Here is a 14,867-nt window from a genome sequence, read left to right as displayed (position 1 = left end):
AGTAGTAGCTCAACGAGCTAACTATAGTCAAAATAATAGTAAAAAAGGCAATTTCTGTATTATTACAATAGAAATTGCCTTATTCTCTCTAATCAAAGATCTTTATGTCCCAGCCTCTTCAACATCTTGGCAGTAGATGACTGATTTGAAAACGCGCTTGTATCAAGCTTTTTTCAATTCTAATCATCTTTGCCGGGGCGGGACTACGAAATCTTTTTAATCAAATTAGATTTCTGTCCCGCTCCCTTTCCTCTAATGAAAAGTATTAATTTAAACTGTAGAGATCAGTGTTAGATGGATGAATGAAGCGGTATTAAAAATCTTGAGAAATAGATAAGACAGTGAGGGATAAACGGTTTAAATGTGAGTGGCAAGTACATATTTTAAGTAGTTGAAATAAATGCGTCTGCTTGAAGTTAGGTTTAGATTGATGAGTGGATTGAAGCTTTAAGTAAGAGGGTCGATAGAAGATAAGAATGCAAAAAAAAATATGCCCACCCTATTGGGTGAACATCTACGGTCCCGACGGGAATCGAACCCGCGATCTCCTGCGTGACAGGCAGGCGTGTTAACCGCTACACTACGGGACCAATTAATGGTGACTCCTACGGGACTCGAACCCGTGTTACTGCCGTGAAAGGGCAGTGTCTTAACCGCTTGACCAAGGAGCCGTTCTTAAGCACAAGATAAATTATAGCAACTCTTATAAAAGATGACAAGCGCTTTTTAACAATTTTTTAAAGAAATTAATAATCTTTAGCGTATGGGTTAAAACAACGAGAATAAAAGGTTTTGGGCTACAATAATTAGTATATCAACTTATTGAAAATCATAATTTTTCAGTTTAGTTTTCAGCAGTGGTATCATGAGTTAATTACTAATTTAAGTTTTTTATTTGAATCATAGAATTAGCAGTATAATAATGGTAAATTATAAGATAGAGACATATAAGATATTTAAAGTGTAAGTACTACAATTGAGAAATGAGGTTTAAATTATGGCTAGAAAAGTTGTAGTAGTTGACGATGAAAAACCAATTGCAGACATTTTAGAATTTAATTTAAAAAAAGAAGGGTATGAAGTTCACTGTGCTTATGACGGTAACGACGCAGTAGACTTAATATACGAGGAAGAACCAGATATCGTTCTCTTAGATATTATGTTACCGGGACGAGACGGTATGGAAGTGTGTCGCGAAGTACGTAAGAAGTTTGAAATGCCTATCATTATGTTAACCGCAAAAGACTCAGAAATTGATAAAGTGTTAGGTTTAGAACTTGGTGCAGATGATTACGTTACGAAACCTTTCAGTACGCGTGAATTAATTGCGCGCGTGAAGGCTAATTTACGCCGTCATTATTCCAAGCCAGCTCAGCAAGTGGACGACAACACTTCAAATGATATTACAATTAAAGATATCGTCATATATCCAGATGCTTACTCTATTAAAAAACGAGGGACAGATATCGAACTGACACATCGTGAGTTTGAACTCTTCCACTACCTCTCCAAACACATGGGTCAAGTTATGACACGTGAACATCTCTTACAAACTGTTTGGGGTTATGATTACTTTGGTGATGTGCGTACCGTGGATGTTACTATACGTCGTTTACGTGAAAAAATAGAAGATGATCCTTCTCATCCAGAATATATTGTTACGCGCCGTGGTGTTGGATATTTCCTTCAACAACATGACTAGAGGTCGTTCAACATGAAGTGGCTTAAGCAGTTTCAATCCTTACACACCAAACTAGTAATTGTCTATGTATTACTCATTATTATCGGTATGCAGATTATCGGCTTGTACTTTACCAATAGCCTTGAAAAAGAACAGACGCAAACATTCAAAAGCAACATCTCACAATATGCGAAACAAATTGAGCTGGGGATAGAAAAGGTTTACCAAGAAGATAAGTCTGTCAACAGTCAGAAAGAAGTTCAGAATTTGCTGAATGAATATGCGAACCGTCAAGAAATTGAAGAGATACGCTTCATCGATAATGATCAGATTATCGTCGCAACCTCAAAGCAGTCTACGCGTAGTCTTATCAATCAAAAAGTGAATGATAATTCCATTCAAAAAGCACTTTCACTCGGTGAATCAAATAGTCACACGGTGCTCAAAGATTACGGGAATGGAAAGCAACGAGTATGGGTGTATAACTTACCTGTAAAAACGAATAAAGGCACGATTGGTAATATCTACATTGAGTCCGATATCAATAATGTTTACGATCAGCTTAACAATATTAATCAAATCTTTATCGTCGGTACTGCAATTTCTCTTATCATTACTATTATCTTAGGTTTCTTCATTGCGCGTACAATTACGAAACCTATCACGGATATGCGTAATCAGACGATTGAAATGTCTAAAGGGAACTATACTCAACGCGTTAAGATATATGGTAACGATGAAATCGGTGAACTGGCGTTAGCCTTTAATAATCTATCTAAACGCGTCCAAGAAGCTCAAGCTAATACTGAAAGTGAGAAGCGCCGGCTCGATTCTGTTATCACCCACATGAGCGATGGTATCATCGCCACAGACCGCCGCGGCCGTGTGCGCATCGTCAACGATATGGCACTCAAGATGATGGGTATGGTGAAAGAGGAAATTATTGGGCAGCATATGCTTAATATCTTAAAGCTTGAAGAAGATTTCTCACTAGATGAAATTCAAGAAAATAACGATAGCTTCTTGTTAGATATCAATGAAACAGAAGATATTATCGCTCGGATTAACTTTAGTCAAATCGTGCAAGAAACAGGTTTCGTGACGGGGTATATTGCGGTGTTACATGATGTCACAGAACAACAACAAATAGAACGGGAACGTCGCGAATTCGTTGCGAATGTTTCACACGAACTACGTACGCCATTAACCTCAATGAATAGTTATATAGAAGCACTAGAAGAAGGTGCATGGAAAGACGAAGAGATCGCGCCAAGTTTCTTACAAGTCACTCGTGAAGAGACGGAGCGAATGATTCGACTCGTCAATGATTTATTACAACTCTCTCGTATGGACAACGAGTCAGATCAAATTACGAAAGAAATAGTCGATTTCAATATGTTCATTAATAAGATTATTAATCGACATGAAATGTCAGCTAAAGATACGACGTTTGTGCGTGAAATTCCAAATGAAACGATCTTTGCAGAGATAGATCCAGATAAGATGACACAAGTGTTTGATAACGTCATTACCAATGCGATGAAATACTCTCGTGGTAAGAAACGTGTTGAGTTTCACGTGAAACAAAACGCTGTTTATAACCGCATGACTATCCGTGTGAAAGATAATGGCATAGGTATCCCTATCAATAAAGTAGATAAGATCTTTGACCGCTTCTATCGTGTAGATAAAGCACGTACGCGGAAGATGGGTGGTACAGGACTAGGACTTGCAATATCTAAAGAAATAGTCGAAGCACACAACGGCCGCATATGGGCAAACAGTGTAGAAGGACAAGGCACGTCGGTCTTTATAACGCTTCCTTGTGAAGTTATAGAAGATGGTGATTGGGATGCGGAGTAAAGAGCACATTAAGACAGTGATACTCGCTTTGCTTGTCCTTATGAGTCTCGTCTTGACCTACATGACATGGAAATTTACGCCAGACCTTCAAACAGTGGAAAAGCAAGATAACAGTAAAGAAAGTTCGTCTCAAGCTATTGGTAAAGTAAATAGTGCACGAATGAATGAAGTCGTGACGCCTTATCAAATTATTCATTCTAAGAAAGACCATCCAGAAGGTATGGCTGCTAAACGAAAGAATGTTAAGCGCGTCCTAGCGCCTATTGAGAACCAGCGTGTCACTCATTCAGATCGTATGCATAGTGAACACAATTTAATTATTCCTGACTTAAGCAGTGAATTTCTAGTACTAGATTTCACTTACGACATGCCTCTAGCTACGTATCTCGGCGATGTACTAAATATTAGTGCTAAAGTCCCTACACATTTCAAGTTTAATCGCTTAATAATTGATGAATCTCAAGATAAGAAGATTCAACTGTATGCAATTAGTAAGAATCGTCACGATGTCGTTCGTATGACACTGTCATCGAAGACGAGTAAAGTGAATCAGACGGTCAAGTCACTGCATAAAGATATGGAGCCCTATGTAGAGATGATTACAAATAAGGATACGATTGATAGTGCCACTCATATCTTCGCTCCTAAATCACCAAAGAATTTGAAGTCGTACCGCACGATATACAACCACATCAACGTAGATAAGATGAACAACGTCCTCTTCAATGATTCGGTCGTCGTGCGCAGTGCGAAAAATGGCGCCACAACTTACAACAACAATACAGGCGTAGCTAATTACGATAATAAAACTGAGAAGTATAAGTACAACAATCTGTCGGAAGATAAAGCGACGTCTAAGAATATGCATGAGACGATTCCTGGTACGTTTGATTATATTAATGAACACGGCGGTTTCACTGATGACTTTAGGCTCTTCCATTCAGACAATAAGACGGGACAGCTAACTTATCAGATGTTCCTCAACGGACGTCCTACATTTAACCGCGATAATTTGAATTCTATCAACGTTTCTTGGAGTGACGGAGGCATTTATAGTTATGAGTGTGCGTTACTGAAATCTAACGTGACTATCGATAGTGGTGAGAAACAAAGCAAGTTACCGGGTGCTGAGAAAGTACGTGCTTCTCTTGCTAATAACCCTGATATTAACTTTGAAAAAGTAAGCAATATCACAATCGGATACAAACGTGTAGACCAACCAGACAAAGACGATATCGAAGTCCAACGCAACAGTGAATTCACGCCTCAATGGTATATTGAATATGATGGAAAGTGGTACGCTTACGATAACGATGGGGGGCTAGAATAAATGAATTGGAAATATGCGAAGACTTTGTTCATTGCCGTATTTATTCTAGTCAATCTCAGTTTAATCGTTATATATGTAGATAAGGTCAAGAAATCCCATATCCATGAAAGTAAAGAAGAGAATGAGGTCAACTTTAAGCAAGAACAAATCGATTTGCCGAGAGATCTTCCAAGTGTAGATGGCGTGAAGATGCAATTATTAACTGCTCGCTCGAATGATTTTTCATCAGAAGGTAGACGAAAGACAGATGAGAGTAGTGTAGATGATGGGGCACGTTTAAAAGTGGACGTAAAAGATCACGTACCAGCTAGTGAAGAGGATAGCGAGCCACTAAAGAATTACGTCGAAAGCTCTGTCTATGATGGCGACCACTTTCGGCTAAATCACATAGATAGCAAACAAGCAACCTTTGAACAAACGTATGATGGCTATCCCATCATGAATAATAAAAAAGCACGTCTCAACTTTACGCTTAAAGACGGCAAGGCAGAACGTTATACTCAATCAGCGATGAAAACGATAGAACCTTCTAAAGGCGAGAACAATGATATGAAGCAAGTCATAAGTGCGAAAAAAGCACTAGAAGCTCTGTATTATAATCAATACTTGAAACGATACGATAATGTTAAGCTTGTGCGATTAGGTTATTATACTGTTGTACGTGAGCCCAATGTACAAGTACTCCAAGCTAATTGGGAAATAACTGTGCAGCATAAAGATAAGATACAGACATATTATGTCGAAGCTATCTCAGATAATCCAAAGATCATTAAAGAATAGTTGCTTCAAGGCGAGCGTCAATCAAGCACAAAACATCGGTTCTGCTCAAATACTAAACGCTTTTGTTCCGCCCTCTCTATTCGATAGCTATTGTTGAATTTATAGATAAACAGAATTGCTAATTCAAGACAGGTTGGTTGCTTGAGCAGTTTCTAAATTGGTATAGTATATAATAAGTGCCAATTACAGAGAGAGCAATAAAAGCTCAACATAAATTATAAACTCATCCAAGAATAGCATGTGAGGAACAATTTAGCGTACGAGGTCAGACTGACAGGTCAGTGCACGTAGTATGCGGGAAGTATAAAAATCAAAAAATGTAACTCAAGTGGACGGTAATTTAGAAAGGGTGAATCGCTTGATACGAATGAGTGTCCTAGCGAGTGGTAGTACAGGTAATGCCACGTATGTCGAAAGTGATAAAGGCAGTTTGTTAGTGGACGCCGGCCTTACAGGAAAGAAGATAGAAGGACTATTTGATCAGATAGATAAAGATATTAAAGATGTTAATGGGGTGCTCGTCACTCATGAACACTCAGATCATATTAAAGGTTTAGGGGTAATCGCTCGTAAATACGGCCTACCTATTTATGCTAATGAAAAAACATGGTCTGAAATTGAGAAAAAGGATAGTCGCATTCCAATGGATCAGAAATTCATCTTTAACCCGTATGAAACGAAATCAATTGCAGGGTTCGATATCGAATCCTTCAATGTGTCACATGATGCCGTCGATCCGCAGTTTTATGTCTTTCATAATAATTATAAGAAATTCACGATATTAACTGACACTGGCTATGTGTCAGATAGAATGAAAGGGATTATACGTGGAAGCGATGCCTACATATTTGAGAGTAATCATGATGTAGATTTGCTGCGTATGTGCCGTTATCCTTGGAAGACGAAACAACGTATCTTGAGCGACGTCGGCCATGTTTCTAATGAAGACGCAGGGCTAGCGATGTCGGATGTAATTACTCGAAATACGAAGCGTATCTATCTCTCTCACCTTTCTCAGGATAATAATATGAAAGATTTAGCACGTATGAGCGTGGGCCAAGTGCTCAATGAGAAAGATATTGATACAGAGAAGGAAGTCTTGCTCTGCGATACCGACAAAGCGCAACCCACACCTATTTATACTCTGTAATAAACGATGATAAGAGGCTGAGACATAATGTAATGTCTCAGCCTCTTTCAGCATATGGGCAGTAGATGACTGATTTGAAAACGCGCTTGTATCAAGCTTTTTCAATTCCAGTCATCCTTGCCGGGGCGGGACTACGAAATCTATTTATTCAAATTAGATTTCTGTCCCGCTCCCGAGTCGTGAGCGTCTCTGTCGACCATCCTACTTTTCGGACGCTGTCCATCGGTTGCCCAGAGCACAGAAACTTTATGTGTCAACCTCATGCGATAGAGTAAAAGAGGGAGTTCACGTGTAAGACTGAAGTGAGAATAACCTTGGTGTATATTACAATTAACCAATGTATAAAATAATAGTTAGCTGAATAAGGCTAGAGGTACTTTGCAGCTTAATATTGTAAAGCTAAAGTAAATAGATTGAATAAAAATGTAAGACCGTCTGCAAGTTATCCACTGAATAAGGGGAAGTTATTAACAAACGTGAATAATTCACAGTAAAATACCCACATTATACACAAACTTATCCACAAATTCACAAGATATAATCACTTTTTTTTGTATAAACCTTAAATTTTGTAAAAGTTTATATGTATAATTGCTATAATTAAGAGGGAATACTGTGAACAAGTGAATAACTTGTGGATAACTTGGATAACTGTAGTATCTTCAACAAGTTTAGGAGGTTTAATATTGAAAATCACTATTCTCGCTGTAGGGAAATTAAAAGAGAAATTTTGGAAGCAAGCTATAGCTGAATATGAAAAACGCTTAGGTAGCTATACGAAAGTAGACATTATCGAAGTCGCTGATGAGAAAGCACCAGAACGCCTTAGCGAAAAAGAAATTGAACAAGTTAAAGCGAAAGAGAGCGAGCGTTTATTAAATAGAATAAAGCCACAAACCACCGTCATTACATTAGAAATAGAAGGGAAGATGTTAACATCCGAAGGTCTAGCGAAACAACTAGATCAACGAATGACACAAGGACAGAGTGACTTTACATTTGTAATTGGAGGGTCACATGGTTTACACACCGATGTGTTAAATCGCAGTGATTTCGCCCTTTCCTTCAGTAAGATGACCTTTCCCCATCAAATGATGCGGGTCGTCTTAATTGAGCAGATTTATCGGTCATTTAAGATTATGCGAGGGGAAGCGTATCATAAGTGAAGTGGTTTTTAAATTTTTATTTATATGCTACAAACTGGATTGTTTTGTAAATACTAATTCTCGGATTACTATACTAGATGATCTAATATAGTTACTTAATGTCCTAAATTATATGCATACTATTACTACATAAATTGATATTTTGATTGTGAGGTGGCTTATATATGAAAATGGCAGAGCAAATAAAAAAGCATAGGAAAGAACTTGGTCTAACTCAAGAGGAGTTAGCCGACAAGTTAAATACAACAAGACAATCGGTTTCTAAATGGGAACAGGGGACGCTTGAACCTAACATTCAAATGATAAATAACTTAGCGGTTTTATTTGGGATTAGTCTTGATAATTTGGTTAATGGTAAAAGCAATGATGAGGTAAATGTCAATGAAAATTGTGTGTCTAGACCAATGAACTTTTGGGAATTTGCATCTCAAAAATGGTGGGTGATAATTATAATTTTATTAATTGTCGGTGGAACACTGTCTCAAATTTTCAATTAATATATAAGTCTTCTTAATTAATATTAAGGAGTAGTTGTATGAAATTTTTTATTGTTACTTTAAAGATAATTGGTATGAGTTTATTGTTATTTATAATTTCAGTATTTGCACAAAATTTGGGTATTTTATGGCATGTATTCGATCTATATACAATAGAATATGTGTTGCATGGAGTGACTTATCTTGCTGTCGCTATTTTGCTTATAAAAATACTAGTAAATAAAGGTTTGAAAAAATCATTATCATATTATAGGATAACGTCTTTTCGAATTTATCCACTATGTTTAATCTTAGGATTTTTCTTACCACTAACAGTTGTAGTTGTTTACTACATTTTTGTACCAGGAAACCTAATTATGACTAATTATAAGTCTTTTAAGGATTATGTTGAAATGCTTATTGAAGGTATATTAATTACGGGTATAGTTGCTCCATTTGTAGAAGAGATTGTGTTTAGAGGCGTACTTTTGAAATATATTGAAGAAAAAACTAATATAGTATTTGCGGTCATAGTGACTTCAATATTGTTTAGTGTAGTTCATTTGTTTAATGGAGAATTAGTAGGTATGGATCGTTACTTACTTATCATTGCTGGCACACTTGCCGGTATTATGTATGCAACAGCCACGTATGTATACAATTCTATTTGGGCGAGTATCTTACTACATGCATTTTGGAATCTATGGGGATTATTTACTATTTCAAATAGCAAAATAGGCTATGGTATTTTTCAATATGTAATAAATAATAATAATATTTTAATAACTGGTGGAGATTATGGCATGGATGCTTCACTCATTTCGATTTCTGGATATATTTTAATAACTGCAATACTTTTATTTAATAAATATATAAATAGAGACAATTCAAAGGAAATGAATTTACTCTAAGTCTTACATAGTGAACTTTGAAATATCCAAAAACAATAATTAATAAGAAAAAAAGTAATGAGGCTGGGACATAAAGGTCTTTGACTAGAGAGAAAGAGGCAATTTCTATTGTAATAATATAGAAATTGCCTTTTTCATTATTATTTTGTTGATAGTTAGCTCGTTGAGCTACTATTTTTCATATATTAAGTGCCATTAATACAAAGTCAAGTTCTCTTTTAACTTTACTAATGCCTCTAACCGACATTCGAGTGAAACCCAAAATAGCCTTCATAACACCAAAAACTGGTTCTACGTCAATTTTTCTTTGACTATAGACTTTTTTTAGTTTCTGGTTCTGAAAGCTTTTGATTAACTTGTGATTTGAAGTATTCCCAATTATAATTCTTCATTAACTTTTTATTCGATTTTAAATTTGATTTCATACAATAATTTTTCAATAGACATTCTGAACAATCATCACATGCATATAATTTAAAATCTCTTTATATCGAAATTTATATTTTTTATAAAGTGGGATATTTAAGCATATAAAAATTACAACTATTAAGCCTATTTATATATTATTATTAGTTGTGACCGAGATAGAGGATGGTTGTAATGGCTTACAAAATGTTTTTGGAAGAGCATAAACAAGGATATTTACAGAAGATGTTTGTGTAGTGTTGATAGTGGCTATTATGCTAACTATAGGAATGACTAAAACACAAAAAATATAAATACGGTTAGAGCAATAATTTTTTACTCTAAAGGGTATTTATTAATTTCAAGAGTTATTGAATTATGATTCAATAAAATGTGAGTTTCATCACTTCATGTCGATTTCAAAATAAGATTTTTAGATAGCTTATTGTATCTGTTTTCATCATCATTATTAAAATAATATTAATTATTAACTGGTTCACTAAAACTTTGTGAATCACTATCGCCATTTATTTTTTGTTGATCTTGTAACATGTCTTTTTCTAACTCTACTTCTTGAAATTTGCTGTATCCGAAAAATCCTACAGAGACTAATATGCCTAGAATGGCAATTATTGTTATTGTAATTAATAATTTTTTCATTCTTAAATTTAATAATTGCCATATTGGCCATTGGCGCGAGCTTCTAGTTGACCTCTTAAATAACCAATATAATTTCCAGAACCTTCAGCTCTACTATCAACAGTGGCAGCTGCTTCTTCAATCATACATTTTTATTAGTGTTTAAGAATTCATTATCAGACATATTTTTAGCATCTTCAGCTATATATTTAGGTGAGCTTTCTTCTGTATTTTCTCCATTTGTAGCCCCCCACCAGATTAGCCATAACATCTTTTTTATACTATTCCTCTTCTGCAGTAGAAACAAATTCACCAGTATAATCTATGCCATTCTTAGTTTTTTAATCATTTTCTTCTGTTTGTACTTAATTAGCATTGTTATTTTTATCAACTTTACAATTTCAGCATGATGTATTTAAAACTAACACTGCTTTTTAAAAAAACTTCAAAAATATATTTAGCTATAGCATATAGAACGGTAGCTTATATAACACTATTCAATTTTTAAGAAAATTTATAATTTTTATTGAAATAGTATTGTGTTAATTATACTTTAATAATATAGTATCGTGTAAAAGATAAGGAGTGGTGAAAAATAACATTTAAAAATGTTGGTATTTTAAAAGTTGTAATAAATGATGAAGAAATGACTTCAAATGCTTCAATTGTATTTTGGGGAGATAGTCCGTTAATAATCACTTCAGCTCATAGTGTATACGAATGGTATAATAAGTGTTTTTCAGAAAGTATTTGCTTTTTTGATTGCTTAGGTAATGAAATAAAGATAGATTATATTATTTTAAGTAGAAAGTGGATTGATCAAGGTATATTGGATTTTGATACTGCTATATTAATCCCTAAGAAAATTAATGAAGATAGATATGATAAAATACATCCCAAATTTTGTATTAGTAGAATTGGAAAAGTATTAGTTACATATCAGAAAAAGATTTTATTTATAAATAAAATTGTTTCTTACAATAGAAATGTTTTTAATGATGATTTATATAACTCTAGTATGATTGGCGTGAAAATAAAAACTAAAAAAGGACTTTCTGGATCGCCGTGGTATTACGTAGGTAAAGATAAGTTATATCAGGTATCTAATACGAGCCTTTCATTCAAAAAAAAGAAAAGGCTTACATTTGCTCCTTACTGGGGGCACTATATACAGGAAATGTTCAAATATACAGAAGATTTAACACAGAAAAATAAAGAGTTTATGTGTTATTCACTGTTTTAGGAGGTGACAAAATGGAAAAGAATAGTGTTTTAAAATTACAAAGTATGCGTTCGAAAAAATCATCGAACCATCAGGCTTCAAATGCAAGTGTTATGTGTAAGAAACAAAGCAGCGCTAGTATTATTTTATGTGTTTTCCCTGGAGGAAAATAGTAGAGAAGTAAATTACACCGACTGAAATTTATTTCAGTTGGTGTGAATTTGGAGATGAAAATATGGACTATAGATATGTCAAATACATAAATGATAGCTGTTATTATACGAGACCTACTAATATAAATGAAGGAATGATAAATTTAGATTTTATACCAACTAACTATACAAAAATGACTGGTGATCACTGGACAAATATATCTAACTATAATCAATCTTTACCAGAACAAGGTTGGAAAATACATATTAGTACGCAATTAAAAACTGCCAAAAAAACACTAAGTTCAGTTGCTGAACTTATGTTTAATGAAGGTGTATCTTTTAAGTATGTGAAAAGTATGCATGAATTAATGTTAAAAGATTCTAAATATGGTGATCGTAGTTCTTCTGGTAAATTTATTACTATATATCCGTCATCAACTGAGCAATTTGTGGATTTACTATATAAATTAAAAGAAAAGTTGTCTTATTTGCCTAAGGGGCCATATATTTTGAACGATAAAAGATGGTATGACAGTAATATCTATTTTAGATACGGAGGTTTTATGCCTAAAACTTTTTATCATGATGGAGAGGTTTTGGATGCTATAGTGGACCCAAATGGGAACTTGATAGAAGATCAAAGAAAACCATTTTATAGTATACCTGATTTTATCGAAGAGCCAAAACCAATAAAAAGAATGGAAGAAGAAACTAAAAAAGAATATGAGAAAACTTGTATAGATAATTATGATATAAAAGAAGCCCTACACTTTAGTAATGGCGGAGGCGTGTATTTAGCTAATCATGAAAAATGGGGTGAAGTTATACTTAAAGAAGGAAGACCACATACAGCTTCTGACTTTGATGATATAGATGCTTTCAAGAGACTTGAAAATGAAGGTGAAATTTTAAAAAAATTAAAAATGGCACAGTATCCAGTTGGAATATATGAAGATTTCATAGCATGGGAACATAAATTTATTGTTGAAGAACATATACAAGGGAATTCGTTATCTATTTGGATAGTAAATAATTATCCATTTTCTTCAAATAAAAAGAATGATATGTATGTCAAGTCTTCAATTAATATATTAAATGAACTTATCAATTCTATAGAAGAAATCCATAGCTTTGGTATTGGCTTCGGAGATCTTCAGCCAGCGAATATAATGATAACACCTGATGAAAAAGTAAGGCTAATTGATTTTGAAACTGCTGGTCCTTTAAATGGTCCTATTGCTAGTGTAATGACACCAGGTTTTATAGGAGACCCTAATATGTGTAAAGAACAAAGTGATTGGTTTGCTGTATTAAGAATTGCTAAACAAATGTTTGTTCCTATAGGAAATGTACAAGATATATCACATAAATTGGATGAAGTACATAATAGCTGGGTTGAAAAAGTTTTTGGAACAGAAGCATTAAAAATTATTAAAAAAATAGAAGTAATCTGTGATAAATATAGTTCACTGCCTATGAAAGAATTTATAAAATCTGATGAAACTTCAATTAGAGATTTCAATTTAGTTTCTATAAAAGAAAAGCTAGTAAATTCTATAAAAAGTGATCTGTATAGTGAAGAGTCACTGATACATGGCGATATAAGACAATATGAAATGGATTCAGGTAAATTGAATGTACTGACTGGCGGATTTGGAGTTATTATGGCTGTCAAAAGGGCTGGTGAATGGGATGAAAAATTCAATGAATGGATTGAAAATTTAGCAGATTCTAGGTTAATGAATCTCGAGGATGGATTATATACAGGGAAGATGGGCATAGCTAATGTTTTAATTGAAACTGACTATAAAGAAAGAGCGAAAAAACTGATTGAAACAATAGATATTGAGTCTAATATTCATGATATATCTATTGCATCTGGATTAAGTGGTTTAGGGTTAGGATTCTTAGGTATTTATTATGAATTTGGAGAAGAAGATTATTTAAATAAATGTAAAAAAATAGGGGAACTACTTGAAAAGAATTTAGAAAATGATATCCCTATCCATACCTTTGATTATGACATAGTTGATAAAGGTTTTCTTACTAGTTGGTCTGGAGCCTCCTTATTTATGTCCAGCCTATATAAAGCCACAGATAATAAAAAATGGTTAACTATCTCTGAACAAATGTTAGATAAAGAATTAGAAAAAACATTGTTTGATGAAGATGGATTATTTCAGACAGATGATGATTTTCGTATACTTCCATACTTATCTAGTGGGGGCAGCGGATTAGCAATTCCTATAATTCAACTTCAAAATATTCGATATAGTAATAAATGGATTAAAGAGTTAGAAGGTATAGCAAAAATATCTCATAGTAAAACATTTTATAATGCTGGGTTATTTCAAGGGACTACAGGTATATTATCGATAAGTCATTTATTAGATTCTTATTTGGATAGAAGAGATTTAGTGAATTCATCTCTATTTACATTAAATTTACATTTAATTGAAACAAAAGATAGTGTGTATGTCCCTGGAGATTCTTGTTTCAGAATCTCATCGGATCTTATGTCAGGTTCTGCTGGTTTATTGACAGTTATTCACGATATTATGAATGGTTCCCATTATTCATGGTTACCGCTACTTAATATAAATAGGTTTATTAATTTAGATAGTTTAAAAAAGGAGGTGAATACTAATGAATAAAGTTTTAGATCTGCAACAAATGCGCAGTAAATCTGGAAAGAAAAAAGGTAGAGAACAATCAAGTGCTAGTTGGGGATGTGCTCCTTCAAGTAATACTAGTTGGTTCTTTTGCTAAACCTATTTTTATGTCGAAAATTTGAGTTTAAATTCAAATTCACTGAAAGTCAAAACTATAAAAAGTAGTTATGTAAGTTAGTTAGTTTGCTAAATAATAATTTAAGGAGTGAAGTTAAATGAATAAAGTTTTATCATTGCAACAAGAAACAATTTCAAAAGAGGTACAATTAAAAGCAAAATCTTCAAAAAGTCAAAACTGTAAAAATAGCAGTCATTCAAGTTGGTTTATTTGTTAAATAATAATTTAAGGAGTGAAGTCAAATGAATAAAGTTTTATCATTACAACAAGAAACAATTTCAAAAGAGGTACAATTAAAA

General features: G+C 33.8%; 16 protein-coding genes, 2 tRNA genes and 1 pseudogene. 14 read left to right on the top strand and 5 right to left on the bottom strand.

The features are described from left to right. Nucleotides 1–517: 517 nt before the first annotated feature. Nucleotides 518–590 (bottom strand) — tRNA-Asp (locus N9R04_RS11025). Nucleotides 591–596: 6 nt separating this feature from the next. Next, nucleotides 597–671, bottom strand: a tRNA-Glu gene (locus tag N9R04_RS11020). Nucleotides 672–997: 326 nt separating this feature from the next. Here N9R04_RS11020 and yycF point away from each other — a divergent pair. The 9 genes from yycF to N9R04_RS10975 all read left to right on the top strand — a co-directional run bounded on the left by yycF (nt 998) and on the right by N9R04_RS10975 (nt 9,357). Next, the gene (gene yycF / locus N9R04_RS11015; protein WP_262856825.1) at nt 998–1,702 is read left to right on the top strand and encodes a response regulator YycF; all 705 of its coding nucleotides are present in this window, start codon (nt 998–1,000) and stop codon (nt 1,700–1,702) included. A gap of 12 nt (nt 1,703–1,714) precedes the next feature. Next, nucleotides 1,715–3,544 (top strand): cell wall metabolism sensor histidine kinase WalK, encoded by a 1,830-nt coding sequence (gene walK, locus N9R04_RS11010; protein ID WP_262856824.1) that lies wholly within the window; start codon nt 1,715–1,717, stop codon nt 3,542–3,544. Beyond that, nucleotides 3,534–4,874 (top strand): YycH family regulatory protein, encoded by a 1,341-nt coding sequence (locus tag N9R04_RS11005; RefSeq protein WP_262856822.1) that lies wholly within the window; start codon nt 3,534–3,536, stop codon nt 4,872–4,874. The genes walK and N9R04_RS11005 overlap by 11 nt, the downstream gene beginning before the upstream one ends. After that, nucleotides 4,875–5,654 carry a two-component system regulatory protein YycI gene (locus tag N9R04_RS11000; RefSeq protein ID WP_262856820.1) on the top strand — a complete coding sequence of 260 codons (780 nt, stop codon included), beginning with the start codon at nt 4,875–4,877 and terminating at the stop codon, nt 5,652–5,654. A 349-nt stretch (nt 5,655–6,003) separates the two neighbouring features. Beyond that, on the top strand, nt 6,004–6,804 hold the full coding sequence (locus N9R04_RS10995; RefSeq protein ID WP_262856819.1) for an MBL fold metallo-hydrolase: 801 nt from the start codon (nt 6,004–6,006) through the stop codon (nt 6,802–6,804). Nucleotides 6,805–6,869: 65 nt separating this feature from the next. Next, complete coding sequence (locus N9R04_RS10990) at nt 6,870–7,079, top strand: hypothetical protein (RefSeq protein ID WP_262856818.1); 210 nt, start codon at nt 6,870–6,872, stop codon at nt 7,077–7,079. Between the two features lie 411 nt (nt 7,080–7,490). Next, nucleotides 7,491–7,970 (top strand): 23S rRNA (pseudouridine(1915)-N(3))-methyltransferase RlmH, encoded by a 480-nt coding sequence (gene rlmH / locus N9R04_RS10985; RefSeq protein WP_262856817.1) that lies wholly within the window; start codon nt 7,491–7,493, stop codon nt 7,968–7,970. A gap of 164 nt (nt 7,971–8,134) precedes the next feature. Beyond that, nucleotides 8,135–8,467 carry a helix-turn-helix domain-containing protein gene (locus N9R04_RS10980; protein ID WP_262856816.1) on the top strand — a complete coding sequence of 111 codons (333 nt, stop codon included), beginning with the start codon at nt 8,135–8,137 and terminating at the stop codon, nt 8,465–8,467. A gap of 38 nt (nt 8,468–8,505) precedes the next feature. Next, nucleotides 8,506–9,357, top strand: coding sequence for a CPBP family intramembrane glutamic endopeptidase (locus tag N9R04_RS10975; RefSeq protein ID WP_262856815.1), 852 nt, complete (start codon nt 8,506–8,508; stop codon nt 9,355–9,357). Here N9R04_RS10975 and N9R04_RS10970 read toward each other — a convergent pair. The 3 genes and pseudogenes from N9R04_RS10970 to N9R04_RS10960 all read right to left on the bottom strand — a co-directional run. Further along, a pseudogene (locus tag N9R04_RS10970) lies at nt 9,308–9,842 on the bottom strand (transposase); the annotation flags it as partial. The gene N9R04_RS10975 and the pseudogene N9R04_RS10970 overlap by 50 nt on opposite strands. 400 nt (nt 9,843–10,242) lie before the next feature. Continuing rightward, on the bottom strand, nt 10,243–10,422 hold the full coding sequence (locus N9R04_RS10965) for a hypothetical protein (protein ID WP_262856814.1): 180 nt from the start codon (nt 10,420–10,422) through the stop codon (nt 10,243–10,245). Between the two features lie 121 nt (nt 10,423–10,543). After that, nucleotides 10,544–10,672: a hypothetical protein gene (locus tag N9R04_RS10960; protein WP_262856813.1), complete on the bottom strand. Its 129-nt coding sequence runs from the start codon at nt 10,670–10,672 to the stop codon at nt 10,544–10,546. Between the two features lie 375 nt (nt 10,673–11,047). Between N9R04_RS10960 and N9R04_RS10955 the strand changes: the two genes are divergently transcribed. The 5 genes from N9R04_RS10955 (at nt 11,048) to N9R04_RS10935 (ending at nt 14,785) form a co-directional block, all read left to right on the top strand. Further along, nucleotides 11,048–11,644, top strand: a complete 597-nt coding sequence (locus N9R04_RS10955; protein ID WP_262856812.1) for a hypothetical protein — start codon at nt 11,048–11,050, stop codon at nt 11,642–11,644. A gap of 11 nt (nt 11,645–11,655) precedes the next feature. Further along, nucleotides 11,656–11,796, top strand: coding sequence for a class III lanthipeptide (locus N9R04_RS10950; RefSeq protein WP_262856811.1), 141 nt, complete (start codon nt 11,656–11,658; stop codon nt 11,794–11,796). Nucleotides 11,797–11,858: 62 nt separating this feature from the next. Next, nucleotides 11,859–14,432: a class III lanthionine synthetase LanKC gene (gene lanKC / locus N9R04_RS10945; RefSeq protein ID WP_262856809.1), complete on the top strand. Its 2,574-nt coding sequence runs from the start codon at nt 11,859–11,861 to the stop codon at nt 14,430–14,432. Then, complete coding sequence (locus N9R04_RS10940; RefSeq protein WP_262856808.1) at nt 14,425–14,547, top strand: class III lanthipeptide; 123 nt, start codon at nt 14,425–14,427, stop codon at nt 14,545–14,547. The genes lanKC and N9R04_RS10940 overlap by 8 nt, the downstream gene beginning before the upstream one ends. Before the next feature lie 118 nt (nt 14,548–14,665). Beyond that, nucleotides 14,666–14,785, top strand: a complete 120-nt coding sequence (locus N9R04_RS10935; RefSeq protein ID WP_262856672.1) for a class III lanthipeptide — start codon at nt 14,666–14,668, stop codon at nt 14,783–14,785. The last annotated feature ends 82 nt before the right edge of the window (nt 14,786–14,867 follow it).

It is taken from the genome of Staphylococcus marylandisciuri, assembly GCF_025519785.1.
Taxonomy (GTDB): Bacteria; Bacillota; Bacilli; order Staphylococcales; family Staphylococcaceae; genus Staphylococcus; species Staphylococcus marylandisciuri.
The sequence above is the reverse complement of the archived record's forward strand: the minus strand, read 5'-3'. Positions and strand labels throughout refer to the sequence as shown.

Bases quoted from the DNA above. Each gene is read 5' to 3' on its own strand.
- yycF (WP_262856825.1), top strand. From the start codon at position 998: ATGGCTAGAAAAGTTGTAGTAGTTGACGATGAAAAACCAATTGCAGAC.
- N9R04_RS10955 (WP_262856812.1), top strand. From the start codon at position 11,048: ATGACTTCAAATGCTTCAATTGTATTTTGGGGAGATAGTCCGTTAATA.
- N9R04_RS10975 (WP_262856815.1), top strand. From the start codon at position 8,506: ATGAAATTTTTTATTGTTACTTTAAAGATAATTGGTATGAGTTTATTG.
- lanKC (WP_262856809.1), top strand. From the start codon at position 11,859: ATGGACTATAGATATGTCAAATACATAAATGATAGCTGTTATTATACG.
- N9R04_RS10935 (WP_262856672.1), top strand. From the start codon at position 14,666: ATGAATAAAGTTTTATCATTGCAACAAGAAACAATTTCAAAAGAGGTA.
- N9R04_RS10965 (WP_262856814.1), bottom strand. From the start codon at position 10,422: ATGAAAAAATTATTAATTACAATAACAATAATTGCCATTCTAGGCATA.
- N9R04_RS10990 (WP_262856818.1), top strand. From the start codon at position 6,870: ATGACTGATTTGAAAACGCGCTTGTATCAAGCTTTTTCAATTCCAGTC.
- N9R04_RS10950 (WP_262856811.1), top strand. From the start codon at position 11,656: ATGGAAAAGAATAGTGTTTTAAAATTACAAAGTATGCGTTCGAAAAAA.
- N9R04_RS11000 (WP_262856820.1), top strand. From the start codon at position 4,875: ATGAATTGGAAATATGCGAAGACTTTGTTCATTGCCGTATTTATTCTA.
- N9R04_RS10960 (WP_262856813.1), bottom strand. From the start codon at position 10,672: ATGTTATGGCTAATCTGGTGGGGGGCTACAAATGGAGAAAATACAGAA.
- N9R04_RS10940 (WP_262856808.1), top strand. From the start codon at position 14,425: ATGAATAAAGTTTTAGATCTGCAACAAATGCGCAGTAAATCTGGAAAG.
- N9R04_RS10980 (WP_262856816.1), top strand. From the start codon at position 8,135: ATGAAAATGGCAGAGCAAATAAAAAAGCATAGGAAAGAACTTGGTCTA.
- N9R04_RS11005 (WP_262856822.1), top strand. From the start codon at position 3,534: ATGCGGAGTAAAGAGCACATTAAGACAGTGATACTCGCTTTGCTTGTC.
- walK (WP_262856824.1), top strand. From the start codon at position 1,715: ATGAAGTGGCTTAAGCAGTTTCAATCCTTACACACCAAACTAGTAATT.